Annotated in this window: 12 protein-coding genes and 1 pseudogene; 9 read left to right on the top strand and 4 right to left on the bottom strand. The window is 58.6% G+C overall.

Going from position 1 to position 17,649, the window contains the following annotated elements; all coding sequences use genetic code 11:
- The first annotated feature begins 76 nt into the window (after window positions 1-76).
- The 3 genes from pabB to AB5Y51_RS10165 all read left to right on the top strand — a co-directional run bounded on the left by pabB (window position 77) and on the right by AB5Y51_RS10165 (window position 3,571).
- Window positions 77-1,447: an aminodeoxychorismate synthase component I gene (gene pabB, locus AB5Y51_RS10175; RefSeq protein ID WP_368178391.1), complete on the top strand. Its 1,371-nt coding sequence runs from the start codon at window positions 77-79 to the stop codon at window positions 1,445-1,447.
- A 43-nt stretch (window positions 1,448-1,490) separates the two neighbouring features.
- Complete coding sequence (locus AB5Y51_RS10170; protein ID WP_029314598.1) at window positions 1,491-2,057, top strand: CoA pyrophosphatase; 567 nt, start codon at window positions 1,491-1,493, stop codon at window positions 2,055-2,057.
- Window positions 2,058-2,272: 215 nt separating this feature from the next.
- Window positions 2,273-3,571, top strand: coding sequence for a serine/threonine transporter (locus AB5Y51_RS10165; RefSeq protein ID WP_029314600.1), 1,299 nt, complete (start codon window positions 2,273-2,275; stop codon window positions 3,569-3,571).
- A 740-nt stretch (window positions 3,572-4,311) separates the two neighbouring features.
- On the opposite strand, the gene sstT is transcribed toward AB5Y51_RS10165, so the two are convergent.
- A complete protein-coding gene (gene sstT, locus AB5Y51_RS10160; protein WP_041215073.1) occupies window positions 4,312-5,562 on the bottom strand; it encodes a serine/threonine transporter SstT in 1,251 nt (416 codons plus the stop codon).
- Window positions 5,563-5,894: 332 nt separating this feature from the next.
- Here sstT and AB5Y51_RS10155 point away from each other — a divergent pair, with 332 nt between their 5' ends.
- From AB5Y51_RS10155 to AB5Y51_RS10140, 4 genes are all read left to right on the top strand, one after another.
- A complete protein-coding gene (locus tag AB5Y51_RS10155) occupies window positions 5,895-7,817 on the top strand; it encodes an ATP-dependent DNA helicase RecQ (RefSeq protein ID WP_368178390.1) in 1,923 nt (640 codons plus the stop codon).
- A 572-nt stretch (window positions 7,818-8,389) separates the two neighbouring features.
- Window positions 8,390-10,312: a PrkA family serine protein kinase gene (locus AB5Y51_RS10150; protein WP_010674903.1), complete on the top strand. Its 1,923-nt coding sequence runs from the start codon at window positions 8,390-8,392 to the stop codon at window positions 10,310-10,312.
- A 24-nt stretch (window positions 10,313-10,336) separates the two neighbouring features.
- Window positions 10,337-11,608 (top strand): YeaH/YhbH family protein, encoded by a 1,272-nt coding sequence (locus AB5Y51_RS10145; RefSeq protein WP_041215071.1) that lies wholly within the window; start codon window positions 10,337-10,339, stop codon window positions 11,606-11,608.
- Window positions 11,609-11,618: 10 nt separating this feature from the next.
- Window positions 11,619-13,139 carry a SpoVR family protein gene (locus AB5Y51_RS10140; RefSeq protein ID WP_042016549.1) on the top strand — a complete coding sequence of 507 codons (1,521 nt, stop codon included), beginning with the start codon at window positions 11,619-11,621 and terminating at the stop codon, window positions 13,137-13,139.
- Window positions 13,140-13,198: 59 nt separating this feature from the next.
- Here AB5Y51_RS10140 and fadR read toward each other — a convergent pair whose 3' ends face one another.
- Window positions 13,199-13,912, bottom strand: a complete 714-nt coding sequence (fadR, locus tag AB5Y51_RS10135; RefSeq protein ID WP_010674906.1) for a fatty acid metabolism transcriptional regulator FadR — start codon at window positions 13,910-13,912, stop codon at window positions 13,199-13,201.
- A 333-nt stretch (window positions 13,913-14,245) separates the two neighbouring features.
- Here fadR and nhaB point away from each other — a divergent pair, with 333 nt between their 5' ends.
- Together nhaB and dsbB are read left to right on the top strand one after the other, a co-directional pair.
- Window positions 14,246-15,820: a Na(+)/H(+) antiporter NhaB gene (gene nhaB / locus AB5Y51_RS10130; RefSeq protein WP_039040867.1), complete on the top strand. Its 1,575-nt coding sequence runs from the start codon at window positions 14,246-14,248 to the stop codon at window positions 15,818-15,820.
- Window positions 15,821-15,906: 86 nt separating this feature from the next.
- A complete protein-coding gene (gene dsbB / locus AB5Y51_RS10125) occupies window positions 15,907-16,428 on the top strand; it encodes a disulfide bond formation protein DsbB (protein WP_010674908.1) in 522 nt (173 codons plus the stop codon).
- A 246-nt stretch (window positions 16,429-16,674) separates the two neighbouring features.
- Here dsbB and AB5Y51_RS10120 read toward each other — a convergent pair whose 3' ends face one another.
- Both AB5Y51_RS10120 and AB5Y51_RS10115 read right to left on the bottom strand, forming a co-directional pair.
- Entirely contained in the window at window positions 16,675-17,337 is a 663-nt protein-coding gene (locus tag AB5Y51_RS10120; RefSeq protein WP_323916779.1) for a DedA family protein, read from the bottom strand.
- 86 nt (window positions 17,338-17,423) lie between these two features.
- A pseudogene (locus AB5Y51_RS10115) lies at window positions 17,424-17,649 on the bottom strand (IS1595 family transposase); the annotation flags it as partial.

Raw genomic sequence — 17,649 nt, 5'->3', positions numbered from 1 at the left:
GCCGGCGGCCATGATACGCTTGACCACCCGAACCGGCTAGGGAGCCGGGCGCAAACTGTTGCCTATGTAACAAAAAATGAAACCAAGACTGCATATCCACCATTTCGACCCGCAGGTCTCGCTCCACACCTGGTTCGCCTGCCTGCAACACCAACCCTGGGCCATCCTGCTGGAATCCGCCGGCCCCCTGGGGGCTGACAACGGTTTTGACATCATCAGCGCCGATCCGCTTGCCACCCTGGAAACCCGGGGTACCAGCACCTGCCTCACCCAGGATAACCACCAGCACCATCATGACGGCGATCCCCTCGCCCTGATCGCCAGGACCCAGCGAGCCCTGCTCGGGGAGCGCGTTGAGGATGACTCGGGATTGCCGTTCATCGGGGGAGCCCTGGGACTCTTTGGCTACGATCTGGGTCGGCGATTCGAGCGTCTGCCCGCAGTGGCACAACAGGACATTCAGGTGCCCGACATGGCGGTCGGGATCTACGACTGGGCGCTGCTGCGAAATGTCGCGACGGGACACTGGCAACTGGCCCACTGGGGTGATGAAGCCGGCCTCGCCCGCAGGCTCGACTGGCTGATGGCGCAGCGCGAACGAACCACCCTCCCCCTTCGCCTGACCGGCCCCTGGCAGAGCAACATGACGCGGGCCGAATACGGAGACAAGTTTGCCCGTATCCAGGCCTATCTGGCGGCGGGGGATTGTTACCAGATCAACCTGACCCAGCGCTTCAGCGCCCCTTATCAGGGGGATGAATGGTCCGCCTATCTCGCCCTGAGCGCCGCCAACAAGGCGCCGTTCTCCGCCTTTGTCCGCCTGCCGCAAAGCGCCATTCTGAGCCTCTCCCCGGAGCGTTTCCTGCTGCTCGACAAGCGCCATATCGAGACCAAGCCCATCAAGGGCACCCGGCCTCGCCACCCGGATCCCGCCCAGGATGCCAGGGTGGCCGAGTTACTCGCCTGCGCCGACAAGGACAGATCGGAGAACCTGATGATCGTCGATCTGCTGCGCAACGACATCGGCCGGGTGAGCCGGCCGGGGTCGGTCACTGTGCCGCATCTCTTTGCCGTGGAATCCTTCCCGGCGGTGCATCATCTGGTTTCCACCATTCACGGAGAACTGGATGCGCGCTGGCAAGAAGTGGATCTGCTGCGGGCCTGCTTCCCCGGCGGCTCCATCACAGGGGCTCCCAAGATCCGGGCGATGGAGATCATCGAGGAGCTGGAGCCGGTGCGGCGCAATGCCTACTGCGGCAGCATCGGTTATCTGAGTCAGCACGGAAGGATGGATACCAGCATCTGCATCCGTACCCTGATCGCCGAAGCCGGTCAGCTGCACTGCTGGGCGGGAGGCGGCATCATCGCCGACTCCGATCCCGACGCCGAATATCAGGAAACCTACGACAAGGTGGCCCGCATCCTGCCACTGCTCGATGCCCTTTGATCCCATCCGGCCCTGCGGGGCCGACACAAGGAGACCCATGGAGATGACGAGTGCCGAGCTGCTGACCCGCTTTTTGCTGCAGCGCCCCGCCCCCGCCCATCGCCTGGCACTGGCCGGGCTCAAACCTGCCGCCGTGCTGATCCCCCTGGTGGAGCGCCCCGAGGGCCTGCACCTGCTGCTGACGCGCCGCAGCGCCGCCCTGCGCCACCACCCGGGGCAGATCAGCTTTCCCGGCGGGCGTCAGGACCCGGAAGACCGGGACCTCATTCACACCGCGCTCAGGGAAACCGAGGAGGAGCTTGGCATTCCCCCCTCCCAGATCCGGATCATCGGCAGCCTCACCCCTCTCAATACCGTCTCACGCTACGATGTGCTGCCGGTCCTCGCCATGCTCGACCCAGGCTACGGGCTGACCCTGAGCCAGGACGAGGTGGCCCAGGCCTTCGAAGTCCCCCTCGCCCACGTGCTGGATCCGGGGCAGCACATAGCCCTGAGCCTGCCAAGGGCGGACGGACGTCACACCATCTATTGGATCCCTTGGGAACAATCTTTCATCTGGGGGGCCACTGCCAGCATGATCCGCCAGCTTGCCCAGCACATCTCGACATAACATTTTGACAACATAATGAGGTGAGAAATTATCCAGTTAACATTCAAATAACACTGCATTTGATAAATAAATTTTGATTTTTTATTCTTTTGATCACATTTCTACAAGAAAGTACGGGTTTCAGCCGCACAAAGGTGAATTTGATCAACATTTTTGATTAAAAAGAAAGTATTCTTGCGCCGACTAATTAAAACCACACATTCGGGGTGAGACACATGTCCAATACTGTCACTGGCGCACAGGATGTTGCAGCCGCACAGGAGCAAGGAATCAGCTCGGTCCAATCTCGCGGTTGGAGTAAACAAGACACCACCTGGGTGATCAGCCTGTTCGGTACCGCCGTCGGTGCAGGCATCCTGTTCCTGCCCATCAACGCCGGCATGGGTGGCTTCTGGCCGCTGGTGGTGATGGCGCTGCTGGTCGGCCCCATGACCTACCTGGCCCACCGTGGTCTGGCGCGCTTCGTGCTTTCCTCCAAGCAACCCAATGCCGACATCACCCAGGTGGTGGAAGAGCACTTCGGCGTGGGTGCCGGTAAATTGATCACCCTGCTCTACTTCTTTGCCATCTACCCCATCGTGCTGATCTACGGCGTGGGCATCACCAACACGGTGGAAAGCTTCCTGGTCAACCAGTTGCAGATGACGCCGCCTCCGCGCTGGATCCTCTCCATCGTGCTCATCATGGCCATGATGTCCGTGATGCTGGCTGGCGAGAAGCTGATGCTGAAAGTGACCGAGTTCCTGGTCTATCCGCTCATCGCCATTCTGGCGGGCATCTCCCTGTACCTGATCCCGGACTGGACCGGTGCGGCCCTGAATGAAATGCCGAGCACCAAGGACTTCGCCACCACCCTGTGGCTGACCATCCCGGTGCTGGTCTTCTCCTTCAACCACAGCCCGGCCATCTCCAGCTTCGCTCTGGCCCAGCGCCGTGATCACGGTGAGCATGCCGTCGCCAAGTCCGACGCCATCCTCAAGCGCACCGCCATCATTCTGCTGGGCTTCGTGATGTTCTTCGTCTTCTCCTGCGTGATGAGTCTGACGCCGGCCCAGCTGGCAGAAGCCAAGTCCCAGAACATCGCCGTGCTCTCCTACCTGGCCAACCAGCATGCGAGCCCCATCATCTCCTACTTCGGTCCGCTGGTTGCCTTCGTGGCCATCGTCTCCTCCTTCTTCGGCCACTATCTGGGTGCCCGTGAAGGTCTGAAAGGGATGATCGTCCAGAACATGCGCAGCTCCGGCAAGGCACCGAACCACAAGAAGGTGGAGCTGTTCATCATCGCCTTCTTTATCCTGACCCTGTGGGGCGTGGCCGTGATCAACCCCTCCATCCTCGGGATGATCGAATCCCTGGGTGGCCCCATCATCGCCACCATCCTGTTCCTCATGCCCATGTACGCCATCAAGCGCGTTCCGGCCATGGCGAAATACCAGGGCCAGATCAGCAACGTCTTCGTGGCGACCATGGGCCTTATCGCCATCTCCGCCATCCTTTATCAACTGGTCGGCTAAGCCTTCCTGCGATACCGTCGGGCCAGCATCTGGCCCGGCGCCTCCCACAGCCCGGCAGATCTCCTCTGCCGGGCTGTGTTCGTTATGATCATCAGGTACTGGGCTCAGATGATCAGAGCCCCCTGCCCTCAAATCAGAGACAGCCCTTTCACCCACTCTCTTTCCCCTTGGTGACAGCTTGCCGCTCATATTCCTTCGCCCATGACACACGACCAAGACGTGCTGCGTTATCCCGTCATCTGCTGCGCGCCATCGGCCTTGCCAGGCAGAACACCAGAGCCCTTGCCCTTACCAGGAACGCCCGCTCTTCGGGGTTTAGCCCAGAGAGCCGACATCCCCACCCAATGGAGCCTTTCTTCAAGGCATTCAAGGAAAATTCCGGCCACAGGGCGCAGGCAAACCGCCGAGAGGGCCTTGACCGGGATTCTCGTGCAGCGACCGAAGAACAGATGACCCCTTCGGTCACCAGAGGGGATGCCACAAGCCGCCATGCTGACAGCATAAGCAGCCCGATATGCCCGGCCGAATGCAGCGCCGGGCACGTTGGTACAGGGAATGGCGTGTTGGCGGTGGCGAGAACACGAAGGCGGCCAACGGGCCCCTCCCGGGAAATCACACAGGGGGATCCGAGCACTGTCAATGCCATGACACGGCGAGAAGGTGCAGGGCGCCTGACGCCCGCGCAAATAAAAAGCGCCCTCCGAAGAGGGCGCCTGTGCAGAGCGGAACGTCTTAGGGGATCAGGCTTCGCGGCTGGGCACCGGGGCGGCATCCAGCAGGCTCTCATCCTCGGCCATGCAGGCGGCCGCAGTGAACAGCACGTCGGTGGAGCTGTTGAGGGCCGTCTCGGCGGAATCCTGCAACACCCCGATGATGAAGCCAACGGCCACCACCTGCATGGCGATGTCGTTGCTGATACCGAACAGGCTGCACGCCAGCGGGATCAGCAGCAGGGAGCCGCCCGCCACACCGGAAGCGCCACAGGCACTGATGGTGGCGACGACGGAGAGCAGAATGGCGGTCGCCATGTCCACTTCCATCCCCAGGGTATGCACCGCCGCCATGGTGAGCACGGTAATGGTGATGGCGGCGCCGGCCATGTTGATGGTGGCCCCCAGCGGGATGGAGACCGCATAGGTGTCTTCCGGCAGGCGCAGCCTCTCGGCCAGAGCCATGTTGACCGGAATGTTGGCGGCGGAACTGCGGGTGAAGAAGGCGGTCACACCGCTCTCTTTCAGGCAGGTCAGCACCAGGGGATAGGGGTTGCGCTTGATCTTCCAGAAGACGATGAGCGGATTGACCACGAAGGCGATGAACAGCATGCAGCCGATCAGTACCGCCAGCAGCTGGGCATAGCCAAACAGCGCATCGAAGCCGGTTTCAGCCAGGGTGGAGGCAACCAGACCCAGGATGCCGAGCGGAGCGCAACGGATCACGGCCTTGACGATGGCGGAAACCCCGTGAGACACATCGGAAATCAGTGATTTGGTGCTCTCATTGGCGTGACGCATGGCGATACCAAGGCCGATGGCCCAGGCCAGGATGCCGATATAGTTGGCTTCCAGCAGTGCTTTCACCGGGTTGGTCACCACGTTGAACAGCAGGGTCTGCAGCACTTCCGTGATGCCCCCCGGCGGCGTGATCTCGGTAGCGCCTGCCACCAGATGCAGGTTGGAGGGGAAGAGGAAGCTCGCCACCACTGCCACGGCAGCCGCCAGGAAGGTACCCAGCACATAGAGCAGCAGGATCGGTTTCATGTTGGTCTTCTGGCCGTGCTTGTGGCCGATGATCGCCGACATCACCAGCACGAAGACCAGCAGCGGCGCCACGGCCTTCAGGGCGCCGACGAACAGACTGCCGAGCAGACCCGCCGCCTTGGCCCACTCGGGCATGAACATCGCAAGAAGGATACCGAATACCAGACCGACCAGGATCTGGCTAACCAGACTGGTGCTGTTGACCAGTCGAATGAGGGGGTGTTGTTGTGTCATCAAGTAGTCCCTGTGCACTCATGGTGCGTGAATCATTAGTCCTGTTGGCAACCAGCCCCGCGCATTGGCACCGGTCCGTTGACGGTGACGCCGTGGGCAGCTCTTCTGGTGGATCTGTCCCGTTCGCGTGGGGTTGCGGACAGGAATATCCCATCTGCCATGGTTTTTTTCCACATAATCACTGAAAAATATCAGGGTTACCTCACAAAAAACCTACAACAATGTGATAACACAATATCAACCGCGGTCAAAATGTCACCAAACCAGTCCGATCATCGGCCACCACTGGGCCAGAAGTGATATGATGACGCCCTTTTTCTGGGAGCCTTGTCATGATCACCTCTTTATTGACCCGACACTTCGGCTTTGATCGCTTGCGGCCCGGGCAGGAAGCGGTGATCAGTCGTCTGCTGGCCGGCAAGAGCGCCGCAGCCATCTTCCCGACTGGCGCGGGGAAATCCCTCTGTTATCAATTGCCCGCCCTCGCACTGCCCCACCTGACCCTGGTCATCTCTCCCCTGCTGGCCCTGATGCACGATCAGCTCGCCTTTTTGCGCAGCAAGGGGATCGCCGCCGCCACTCTGGACTCCAGCCAGACAGCGGAAGAGAGCCGGCGCGTGATGCAGCAGGCCAGCGATGGCCAGCTCAAAATCCTGATGATCTCGGTGGAGCGCCTCAAAAATGAGCGTTTTCGCCGCTTCATCGCCCACATCCCCCTGTCACTGCTGGTGGTGGACGAGGCCCACTGCATCTCGGAGTGGGGCCACAACTTTCGCCCCGACTACCTCAAGCTGCCGGATCATCGCCGTGAACTGGCCATTCCCCAGGTGCTGTTGCTGACCGCCACCGCCACCCCGGCCGTCATGGCGGACATGCAGGCAAAATTTGCCATCGACCAGGGCGATCTGGTGGTCACCGGTTTCTACAGACCCAATCTGGATCTGGCCGTCCTCCCGCTGGCCGGCAGTGCCCGCGATACCTGGCTGCGCGAGGAGCTGCACCGGGATCCGGCCGCCCCCACCATCGTCTACGTGACTCTGCAACACAGCGCAGAACAGTGCGCCGAGCAGCTACAGGCCAGCGGCATCCGGGCATGCGCCTACCATGCGGGGCTCGATCCCGCCCTGCGCAGCCAGATCCAGCACGACTTCATGGCTGGCAGACTCGACTGCATCGTGGCCACCATCGCCTTTGGCATGGGCATCGACAAGGCCGACATTCGCCGGGTCATTCACTACGACCTCCCCAAATCCATCGAGAACTACAGCCAGGAGATAGGCCGCGCCGGACGTGACGGGCTTCCCTCCCGCTGCACCGTGCTGGCGAGCCGCGCCCAGTTGCCGGTACTGGAAAACTTCGTCTATGGGGATACGCCGGACAGGGACGCCATCGCGTACTTGCTCGATATCGTGCGCCAGAGCGGCGCCGAGTGGGAATTCAGCCTGCTGCGCCTCTCCAACGAGACCAACATTCGCCAACTGCCCCTCAAGACCCTGCTGGTCTATCTGGAGATGGCAGGGGTCATTGCACCGGCCTACAGCTACTTTGCCGAGTACCGTTTCAGGTTCGTACTGGAAAAACAGGCGATCCTCGCTCGTTTCAATTCCGAACGCCGCCTGTTCCTGGAGCAGGTCTTTGCCTGCGCACCCCAGGCGCGCACCTGGTGCACCATGGACTTCGAAGCGCTGTGGCAGGGATACCAGGGGGAACGCCAGCGCGCCGCGACGGCGCTGGACTACCTGCAGCAGCAGGGTTGGATCGAGCTTGAAAGCAAGCAGATGACCGAGGTCTATCGGGTGCTGAGCCAGCAAATCGATACCGCGACCCTGGCCGAAGAGCTGCATGGATTGTTTGAAAAGAAAGAGCAGAGCGAACTGGCCCGCCTTCAGGCGCTGCTGGCCTTTTTCACCTCGACCACCTGCCTCAGCCATGAGCTTGCCCGCTATTTTGCCGACGACGCGGCCCCCGAGCGGTGTGGGCACTGTTCCGTCTGCCGGGGAGAGATCGCCGTGTTGCCGCCGTTGCCATCACCGGGCTTGCCCAACGAGCATGGTTTGCGCGCCTGGTGCGACCCGCTGATCGCCCTGTGCCATCAGCGCCATCCCAGGATCCTGACCCGCTTCCTGTGTGGCATCGCCACCCCGCTGACCACCCGTCTCAAAGCCAGGGATCTGGCCGGTTTTGGCCAGTTGGCGAACCATCCCTTCGCCGAGGTGCTGGCGGCGGTGTCAGCCCTCTATCCCGCCGGATCCTGAGCTTGCAGGTTTGGCGCCGTTCAGGCGCTGAAAAAATAAGACCCTCGCGGATGCGAGGGTCAAGCCAACGGAAACGTGCTTAAACAGAGCTTAGTATCTGCACAATCACCCACTCTCTTGCTAAAGCGATGACTGCTCGACACAGGGCCAATCTAGAGCAGCCAGAATGTAGCGTCAATGTAAAAATTAGAGCAAAAACACCAAACAAATAACATTACGTTGACGTAAGCGACACGTCTTTTCACCCTCTATTCCCTGCTGCCCTTGCCCTTGCTGGCACCGCCCCCTGACAAAACAGAGCGTCACCATTTTCTCCCTCTGGCACACAAAGATTTATTTTTTATGTCTTTGACATTTGCATCACTGTCGTGGCAAAAATAATTTAACAGTCAGTAACATAGGTATGTCACTTACTGCTTCTTCCCGTACGAGGATCGGGAAGCTCCCGCACAAACTTAAACCAATGATGGCGATGGATTACTGGGGGCTGTTGACTAGGCTTAAGAGGTAAACAGAACAAAAGTAGTGATCCACTCTTTTTCAGGGCAAGCGACTATAACGAGGGCTAAGTTATGGGCATCTTCGAGCACTATCAACAGCGGTATGAGAAGGCCAGAGAGGAGGAGTACAGCATCCAGGAATTTCTGGATATGTGCAAACAGGACAAATCCTGCTACGCCTCTGCCGCCGAACGTCTGCTGACCGCCATCGGCGAGCCGGAAATGATCGACACCTCGACCAATCCACGTCTCAGCCGTCTCTTTTCCAACCGCGTCGTCGCGCGTTATCCCGCTTTCAAAGACTTCTATGGCATGGAAGAGGCCATCGAACAGATTGTCTCCTATCTCAAACATTCCGCTCAGGGCCTGGAAGAGAAGAAACAGATCCTCTATCTGCTCGGACCGGTTGGCGGCGGTAAATCCTCGCTGGCAGAGAAACTCAAATCCCTGATGCAAAAAGTGCCCATCTATCGCATCAAGGGCTCACCGGTGAACGATCACCCCTTCTGCCTGTTTGACATCGACGAAGATGGCGAAATCCTCGAGAAGGAGTACGGCATCCCTCGCCGTTATCTGCGTCCCATCATGTCTCCCTGGGTCGCCAAGCGCCTTCACGAGTTTGGTGGCGACATCACCAAGTTCAAGGTGGAAAAGGTGAACCCCTCCATCCTCGATCAGATCGCCATCGCCAAGACCGAACCGGGGGACGACAACAACCAGGACATCTCCTCCCTGGTCGGCAAGGTCGATATCCGCATGCTGGAACACTTCGCCCAGGATGATGCCGATGCTTACTCCTACTCCGGTGCGCTATGCAAGGCAAACCAGGGGATGATGGAGTTCGTCGAGATGTTCAAGGCCCCCATCAAGGTGCTGCACCCGCTGCTGACGGCGACGCAAGAGGGAAACTACAACGGTACCGAGGGGCTCTCCGCCCTCCCCTTCGACGGCATCCTGCTGGCCCACTCCAACGAATCCGAGTGGCAGCAGTTCCGCAACAACAAGAACAACGAAGCCTTCCTCGACCGTGTTTACATCGTCAAGGTGCCCTACTGCCTGCGCGTCTCGGAAGAGGTGAAGATCTATGAAAAACTGCTGTTCAACAGCGAACTGACCGAGGCCAAATGCGCACCGGGTACTCTGGAATTGCTGGGCCAGTTCTCGGTGCTGTCGCGACTCAAGGAGCCGGAAAACTCCAGCCTCTACTCCAAGATGCGGGTCTATGACGGCGAGAGTCTCAAGGACACGGACCCCAAGGCGAAAAGCTATCAGGAGTACCGCGACTATGCCGGTGTCGACGAGGGCATGAACGGCCTCTCCACCCGCTTCGCGTTCAAGATCCTCTCCCGCGTCTTCAACTTCGACCACGCGGAAGTGGCTGCCAACCCGGTGCACCTCTTCTACGTGCTGGAGCAGCAGATAGAGCGCGAGCAGTTCCCGCAAGAGCTGCACGATCGCTATCTGGAGTTCATCAAGGGTTACCTGACTCCGCGCTACGTCGAGTTCATCGGCAAGGAGATCCAGACCGCCTACCTCGAGTCGTATTCAGAGTACGGTCAGAACATCTTCGATCGCTACGTCACCTACGCCGACTTCTGGATCCAGGATCAGGAGTATCGTGACCCCGAAACCGGCCAGCTGTTTGACAGAGCGTCTCTCAACAGCGAGCTGGAGAAAATTGAAAAACCTGCCGGGATCAGCAACCCGAAAGATTTCCGCAACGAAATCGTCAACTTCGTGCTGCGTGCCCGGGCCAACAATGCAGGCCGTAACCCCAACTGGACCAGTTACGAGAAGCTGCGCACCGTGATCGAGAAGAAGATGTTCTCCAACACGGAAGAGCTGCTGCCGGTTATCTCCTTCAACAGCAAAACCTCGGCCGAGGAGCAGAAGAAGCACGATAACTTTGTCGAACGGATGATGGAGAAAGGCTACACACGCAAACAGGTGCGGCTGCTCTCCGAGTGGTATCTCAGGGTACGCAAGTCATCCTGACCCTGCCGTGTTCAAGGGGGAGTTATGGCGCATTTTATCGACCGCAGGCTCAACGGCAAAAACAAAAGCGCTGTCAATCGGCAGCGCTTCATCCGCCGCTATAAGAAGCAGATAAAACAAGCGGTCTCGGATGCTGTCTCCAAGCGCAGCATTCAGGACGTGGACAAGGGGGAGAGCATCAGCATCCCGACCAAGGACATCGGGGAACCCCATTTTCATCAGGGTCATGGCGGCAAACGGGAGATGGTGCATCCGGGCAACGACCAGTTCGTATCTGGTGACAAGATTGACCGGCCCAAAGGGGGTGGCGGCGGCCAGGGGAGTGGCGAGGGCCAGGCCTCGGATCAAGGAGAGGGCGTCGATGATTTCGTCTTCCAGATCTCCAAAGACGAGTATCTGGACTTGTTGTTCGAGGATCTGGAACTGCCGCGGCTGCAAAAGACCCAGCTCAACCAGCTGATGGAGATGAAGACCTACCGGGCCGGCTACACCTCCAACGGGGTGCCTGCCAACATCAACGTGGTGCGCTCCCTGCAAAATTCGCTGGCGCGGCGCATGGCGCTGCAGGCAGGCAAGAAGCGTCAGTTGCGTGAACTGGAGGAGCGCCTGGCCCAGCTGGCCTGCGAGCCCAACGACCATTTCGCCGAAATGGCGCAACTTGAAAAAGAGATCAGGGAGCTGAAGCGGCGGATCGATGCGGTCCCCTTTATCGACACCTTCGACCTCAAATTCAACAACTTTGTCAAACGGCCCGTCCCCTCGAGCCAGGCGGTGATGTTCTGCCTGATGGACGTCTCCGGTTCCATGGATCAGGCTACCAAGGAGATGGCCAAGCGTTTCTATATCCTGCTTTATCTATTCCTGAGCCGGACTTACAAGAATGTCGAGGTGGTCTACATCCGCCACCACACCCAGGCCAAGGAGGTGGACGAGCACGAGTTCTTCTACTCCCAGGAGACCGGCGGCACCATCGTCTCCAGTGCGCTCAAGATGATGAATGACATCATCAACGAACGTTATCCCGCCAACCAGTGGAACATCTATGCGGCGCAGGCCTCTGATGGTGACAACTGGGCCGATGACTCACCCCAGTGCAGGGAGATCCTGATGCGCGACATCATGCCAAGGGTGCGTTACTACTCCTACATCGAGATCACTACCCGCGCCCACCAGACCCTGTGGCACGAATATGAGGCGGTGGCAGAGCAATACACCCACTTCGCCATGGAGCACATTCGCAAGGTCGAGGACATCTATCCGGTGTTCCGGGAATTGTTCAAGAAGCAAGCGGCTTGAGGGTTCACATATGGTAGAAACCGCAAGAAAGATAGCGCCACTGGATGACGGGCCTGACTGGAACTTCGATCTGCTGGAGACCTATCACCAGGAGATCGCACGGGTCGCCCGCTTCTACAAGCTGGACACCTACCCCAACCAGATCGAGGTGATCACCGCAGAGCAGATGATGGATGCCTACTCCAGCGTGGGCATGCCCATCGGCTATCAACACTGGTCATTTGGCAAGCGCTTCATCCATACCGAGCGCAACTACAAGCGCGGCCAGATGGGACTGGCCTACGAGATCGTCATCAACTCGGACCCCTGTATCGCCTATCTGATGGAAGAGAACACCATGCCGATGCAGGCGCTGGTCATGGCCCACGCCTGCTATGGTCACAACTCCTTCTTCAAGAACAACTATCTGTTCAAGGCCTGGACCGATGCCTCCTCCATCATCGACTACCTGTTGTTTGCCAAGAACTACATCACCGAGTGCGAGGAAAAACACGGCATCGATGCGGTAGAGAAGCTGCTCGACTCCTGCCATGCCCTGATGAACTTCGGGGTGGATCGTTACAAGCGGCCCCAGAAGATTTCTCTGGCCGAGGAGAAGCGACGCCAGAAGGCACGGGAAGATTATCTGCAAACCCAGGTCAACGAGCTGTGGCGTACCCTGCCCAAGCAGCACAAGATTGCCGGGGTGGAAGACAGGCGCTATCCTGCCGAGCCTCAGGAGAACATCCTCTATTTCATCGAAAAAAATGCCCCCCTGCTCGAGCCCTGGCAGCGCGAGGTGGTGCGTATCGTGCGCAAGATCAGTCAGTACTTCTACCCGCAGAAGCAGACGCAGGTGATGAACGAGGGCTGGGCCACCTTCTGGCACTACACCATTCTCAACCATCTCTATGACGAGGGAAAAATCAGCGATCGCTTCATGCTGGAGGTGCTGCACAGCCACACCAACGTGGTCTATCAGCCCCCCTACAACAGCCGGTATTACTCGGGGATCAACCCCTACGCCCTTGGCTTTGCCATGTTCACCGACCTGCGTCGCATCTGCGAGCACCCGACCGAGGAGGACAGATACTGGTTCCCCGATTACGCTGGCACCAACTGGGTCGAGACATTGCATTTCGCCATGCAGAACTTCAAGGACGAAAGCTTCATCAGCCAGTTCCTCAGTCCCAAGGTGATGCGCGACATGAAGCTGTTCGCCATCGATGACGACGATCTGAAGAACTACCTCAAGGTGTCCGCCATTCACAATGAAGAGGGCTACCGGCTGGTGCGTAGCACCCTGTCCGCTCAATACAACCTGAGCAACCTGGAGCCCAACATTCAGGTCTACAACGTGGCAGTGAAAGGCGATCGCTCCCTGACCCTGCGCTATGTTCCCCACAATCGCATCCCCCTTGGCGAGTCACGTCACGAGGTGCTCAAGCATCTGCATCAACTGTGGGGCTTCGATGTGGTGCTGGAGCAGGACAATGGCGAGCTATCCGCAGATATCATCGGCCGTTGTCCGGACCGCAAGAGCATGACCTGACGTCAGTACCGGGCATAAAAAAACGCGCCATCAGGCGCGTTTTTCTTGGATCAGGGCAATCAGTTGTCACACAGGTTGCTTGGCATGTCCTGACGCAGACGGGTCCAAAGCTTGCCAGACTCGATGCCGTACTGGCGCACCGTCATGAACACGGCTTCGTGATCCTTGGTTTCGGCCAGCTTGCGCAGCGTCTTGTAGTAGGCATCTGCGGTTTCGCGCGCCTGCTTGTCCGAGAAGTAGTAGCGGCCAACCCGGCTGTACAAGCCCTTGAAACCATTGAGGATCAAGGCATAGATGGGGTTGCCCGAGGCAAACGAAAGCTGGTGATGCAAACGGTAGTCGAAGTCCGCATAGGCCTCGGCCGTGTTCTCCACATCATCGGCACCACGCAGTATCTCGGCGGCCTGTTCCGGGTTGTTGCGAATGGCGCCACGGATGAAGATGGTGCAGATGTTGGTCCGGGCAGAGAGCAGTTGTGCCACCAGATCCGGCACCTTGTCCTGATCGAGACGCGCCAGGGTCTCCAGAATGTTGAGACCGGAGGTTTCCCAGAAATTGTTGACCTTGGTCGGTTTGCCATGCTGGATGGTGAGCCAGCCATCACGGGCAAGGCGCTGCAACACTTCACGCAAGGTAGTGCGAGTCACGCCGATCAATTCGGACAGCTCGCGCTCCGCCGGCAGAATGGATCCAGGAGGAAAGCGATTGTTCCAGATGGACTCGATGATGTATTCCTCGGCAAACCCGGCAGGGCTTTGCGCTTTAATGACCATGTAATGACTCTGTTGTAGTGCGTAAAAAGGCCCCCGAATAATAGCAAAGCCGGTCATGCTGGCAAGCAGAAGGTCGGTCCTCTGCTCACATTACCCCGATCTTTTTGTTAAGAATATGTATACAGCAACAAGTGGGGAGTCAACCAACACCAAATGATGGGGATATAAGCGTTTGCTCGCTGGGCAAGTTCAGCGAGCTTATTTATAGTTATCGCTCCCTTGATTAAAATCATGTGCAATCAATCTGATACAGGTGAATATCCGGATGTTCGGCTCGGGTCGGGCTCGACTGCATAGATGCAGATATCAACAACAGAACAGAGAACCATCATTATGCCAATCAGCCTAGGGCGCGCGTTTACAAAGAACTTTTTGGGCAATGCTCCGCAATGGTACAAAATTGCCATCGTTCTATTCCTGCTGATCAACCCGATCATTTTCTACGTTGATCCCTTCCTGGCCGGCTGGCTGCTGGTTGTCGAGTTTATTTTCACCCTGGCCATGGCCCTCAAGTGCTATCCGCTGCAACCGGGCGGACTCCTGGCCATCGAAGCCGTGCTCATCGGCATGACCTCCGCCAACCAGATAAAGCATGAGCTGGTGGCCAATATCGAAGTGCTTCTACTGCTGGTCTTCATGGTGGCCGGCATCTACTTCATGAAGCAGTTGCTGCTCTACGTCTTTACCAAGATGCTGGTGCGCATCCACTCCAAGACATTGCTTTCTCTCGCCTTCTGCCTGGTGTCTGCGTTCCTCTCCGCGTTCCTTGATGCCCTGACCGTGATCGCCGTGGTCATCAGCGTCGCAACCGGCTTCTACGCCATCTACCACAAGGTGGCCTCCCGGGATGAGTCCGGCAATCTGCATCATGATGACGAAGAGATTGATGAGCTCTCCCGCCAGCATCTGAACGAGTTTCGTGCCTTCCTGCGCAGCCTCATGATGCACGCCGCCATCGGTACCGCCCTGGGGGGCGTCTGCACCCTGGTCGGCGAACCCCAGAACCTCATCATCGGTGAACAGGCGGGGTGGCACTTCGGTGAATTTGCCATTCGCATGGCGCCAGTCACCATCCCGGTCTTCATCTGCGGCCTGCTGACCTGCATCCTGGTCGAAAAATTCCGCTGGTTCGGTTATGGCGCCCGCTTGCCCGAGCCCGTGCGTCACATCATGGAATCCTACGAGCGCGACGAAGACGCACAACGTACCCCGCAGGACAAAGCCAAGCTGATCGTCCAGGCGCTGATTGCCACCTGGCTTATCACGGGTCTTGCCCTCCATCTGGCTGCAGTCGGGCTGATCGGCCTGACGGTCATCGTGCTCGCGACGGCGTTCACCGGCGTGACTGAAGAACACGCGCTTGGCAAGGCATTCCAGGAGGCTCTGCCGTTTACCGCCCTGCTCACCGTCTTTTTCAGCGTGGTGGCGGTCATCATCGATCAACAGCTGTTCAAACCGGTGATCCAGTGGGTACTGGCGGCCAAGCCGGAGGATCAGCTTGCCCTCTTCTACCTGGCAAACGGTCTGCTCTCCATGGTCAGTGACAACGTCTTCGTCGGCACCGTCTACATCAACGAGGTGAAGACCGCCCTGATCAACGGCGCCATTAATCGCGAGCATTTTGATCTGCTGGCCGTGGCCATCAACACCGGCACCAACCTGCCGTCGGTCGCCACCCCCAATGGCCAGGCCGCATTCCTGTTCATGCTCACCTCGGCCCTCGCTCCCCTGCTGCGCCTCTCTTATGGCCGCATGGTCTGGATGGCGCTGCCCTATACCCTGGTGCTGGGGCTTGTCGGCTTTTTCTCCGTGGAACTGCTCCTCGGTCCTGCAACCGAATGGTTCTATCAGGCTGGGTGGTTGCTGGATCATGGGGCACAGCCACTGCCCACCCCGTCCACACACTGATCATGAAAGGGGCTGTTCGGCCCCTTTCTTTTCAGATGGGGCTCTGCTCTAATTCAGCCACTATTTTTCTCTGAGAGATCAATCAGATGATCGAGTATCTTCGCCGCATTGCCAGTCACCGTCTGGCCTGGGGATTGCTGGCAGCCTCCGCTTTCGCACTGGAACTCTGCGCCCTCTTCTTCCAGCACGTGCTGGGTTTGCACCCTTGCGTGATGTGCATCTATGAACGTATCGCCCTCCTCGGCGTGCTCACGGCCGGCCTCCTCGGCATGGTTGCGCCAGAGCGCTGGTACCTGCGCTGGAGTGCCATGCTCCTGTGGGGTTACAGCGCCTTCTGGGGCCTGAAACTGGCGCTCAAGCACGTGGATTACCAGATGAACCCCTCCCCCTTCAACGTATGCGAGGGATTTGTTGACTTCCCTGCCTGGGCACCACTGGATAAGTGGGTTCCCTGGATGTTCTACCCGGACGGCGACTGCAGCGAGATCAGCTGGCAGTTCCTCGGTTTCTCCATGCCGCAGTGGCTCGTGGTCATCTTTGCCGCCTATCTGCTGGTGTTCGTCATCGTGGCTGCTGGCAACCTGATAAAAGGGCGCTGCTGCAACTAGTCGTTCACTCGACCCTAAAAAGGGAGCCCATGGCTCCCTTTTTATCTCCTCTTTTATCACCTCACGGCCCATGCCCAGAGGGCCGGATCTCCTTCTCCCTGTTCTGCCAATGAAGTGGCTGCCTGCGGGTGCGCATCATCGTAACAGGCCACAAGCGGGTCAAAGGGCGCAGCAGCGACCTGCCACTCGGCCTACCAACAACAAGGGAGCCATCGGCTCCCTTCTTTCATGTCGTGCACGGCGATGTCACGCGCCTTCGGAGGTAGCCTTGCTGGCACTTCTCCTGGCCTTCACCATGCCGATCACCATGGGCAACAAGGAGACCGCGATGATGCCGAAGATGAGCAGGGTAAAGTTGTGGCGCACTACCGGCAGATTGCCAAAGAAGTGGCCGGCATAGACGAAGGAGAGCACCCACAAGAGCCCCCCCACCAGGTTGAACGCCAGGAAGCGGGGATAGGTCATGGCCCCCATGCCCGCCACGAAGGGGGCGAAGGTGCGCACTATGGGCAGGAAGCGGGTGATGATGATGGTCTTGCCGCCATGCTTGGCATAGAAGGCATGGGTCTTGACCAGATAGTCCCGGCGAAAGATTCTGGAATCGGGGTTGCGAAACAGCTGCTCACCGAAGAAGTGGCCTATGGTGTAGTTCACCACGTTGCCGAGCACCGCGGCGATGATCAGCACGGCGGCCAGGGTGTGCACGTCCAGCACGCTGCCCACGGTGAGGGCACCTGCAGCAAACAGCAGGGAGTCCCCCGGCAGGAAGGGAGTCACCACCAGCCCGGTTTCACAGAAGATGATGAGAAACAGGATGGCGTATACCCAGACGCCATAATTCTCGAACAGCTCTTTCAGATGCACGTCAACGTGCAGAATAAAGTCGATGGCAAAGAGGATCAGATCCATTTTTTGGTACCCATGAAGTGAACGGCGTGGAGTCTACGCCAATGAGACCTGGCTCACAATCTCCCCATGGTCCCCTTTTTCGAAGGCTATGTCCCAATTACGTGTTGCATCGGGTGCCCTAGCGCCTCATGCAAACACATCTTGGTATTTACCTCCCTGCCGTAACGTTCCAGCATCCTGCGCCAGCCCAGATAATTCCTCAGGTAGTGGGTTGCGACTCCATGGAATCGTTCCATCCACTCCTTCAACCGCCGGTGATATCCGTTCACATGCTGGATGTGGTATGCCCCAATGACTCGCTCACCTCGACGG

The sequence above is a fragment of the Aeromonas sp. R7-1 genome, assembly GCF_040908115.1.
GTDB lineage: Bacteria > Pseudomonadota > Gammaproteobacteria > Enterobacterales > Aeromonadaceae > Aeromonas > Aeromonas caviae.
This window is presented reverse-complemented; position numbering and strand designations above follow the sequence as displayed.

What these genes read in the sequence shown, in the direction of transcription:
- pabB (WP_368178391.1), top strand. Translation starts at nt 77, where the DNA reads ATGAAACCAAGACTGCATATCCACCATTTCGACCCGCAGGTCTCGCTC.
- AB5Y51_RS10170 (WP_029314598.1), top strand. Translation starts at nt 1,491, where the DNA reads ATGACGAGTGCCGAGCTGCTGACCCGCTTTTTGCTGCAGCGCCCCGCC.
- AB5Y51_RS10165 (WP_029314600.1), top strand. Translation starts at nt 2,273, where the DNA reads ATGTCCAATACTGTCACTGGCGCACAGGATGTTGCAGCCGCACAGGAG.
- sstT (WP_041215073.1), bottom strand. Translation starts at nt 5,562, where the DNA reads ATGACACAACAACACCCCCTCATTCGACTGGTCAACAGCACCAGTCTG.
- AB5Y51_RS10155 (WP_368178390.1), top strand. Translation starts at nt 5,895, where the DNA reads ATGATCACCTCTTTATTGACCCGACACTTCGGCTTTGATCGCTTGCGG.
- AB5Y51_RS10150 (WP_010674903.1), top strand. Translation starts at nt 8,390, where the DNA reads ATGGGCATCTTCGAGCACTATCAACAGCGGTATGAGAAGGCCAGAGAG.
- AB5Y51_RS10145 (WP_041215071.1), top strand. Translation starts at nt 10,337, where the DNA reads ATGGCGCATTTTATCGACCGCAGGCTCAACGGCAAAAACAAAAGCGCT.
- AB5Y51_RS10140 (WP_042016549.1), top strand. Translation starts at nt 11,619, where the DNA reads ATGGTAGAAACCGCAAGAAAGATAGCGCCACTGGATGACGGGCCTGAC.
- fadR (WP_010674906.1), bottom strand. Translation starts at nt 13,912, where the DNA reads ATGGTCATTAAAGCGCAAAGCCCTGCCGGGTTTGCCGAGGAATACATC.
- nhaB (WP_039040867.1), top strand. Translation starts at nt 14,246, where the DNA reads ATGCCAATCAGCCTAGGGCGCGCGTTTACAAAGAACTTTTTGGGCAAT.
- dsbB (WP_010674908.1), top strand. Translation starts at nt 15,907, where the DNA reads ATGATCGAGTATCTTCGCCGCATTGCCAGTCACCGTCTGGCCTGGGGA.
- AB5Y51_RS10120 (WP_323916779.1), bottom strand. Translation starts at nt 17,337, where the DNA reads ATGGATCTGATCCTCTTTGCCATCGACTTTATTCTGCACGTTGACGTG.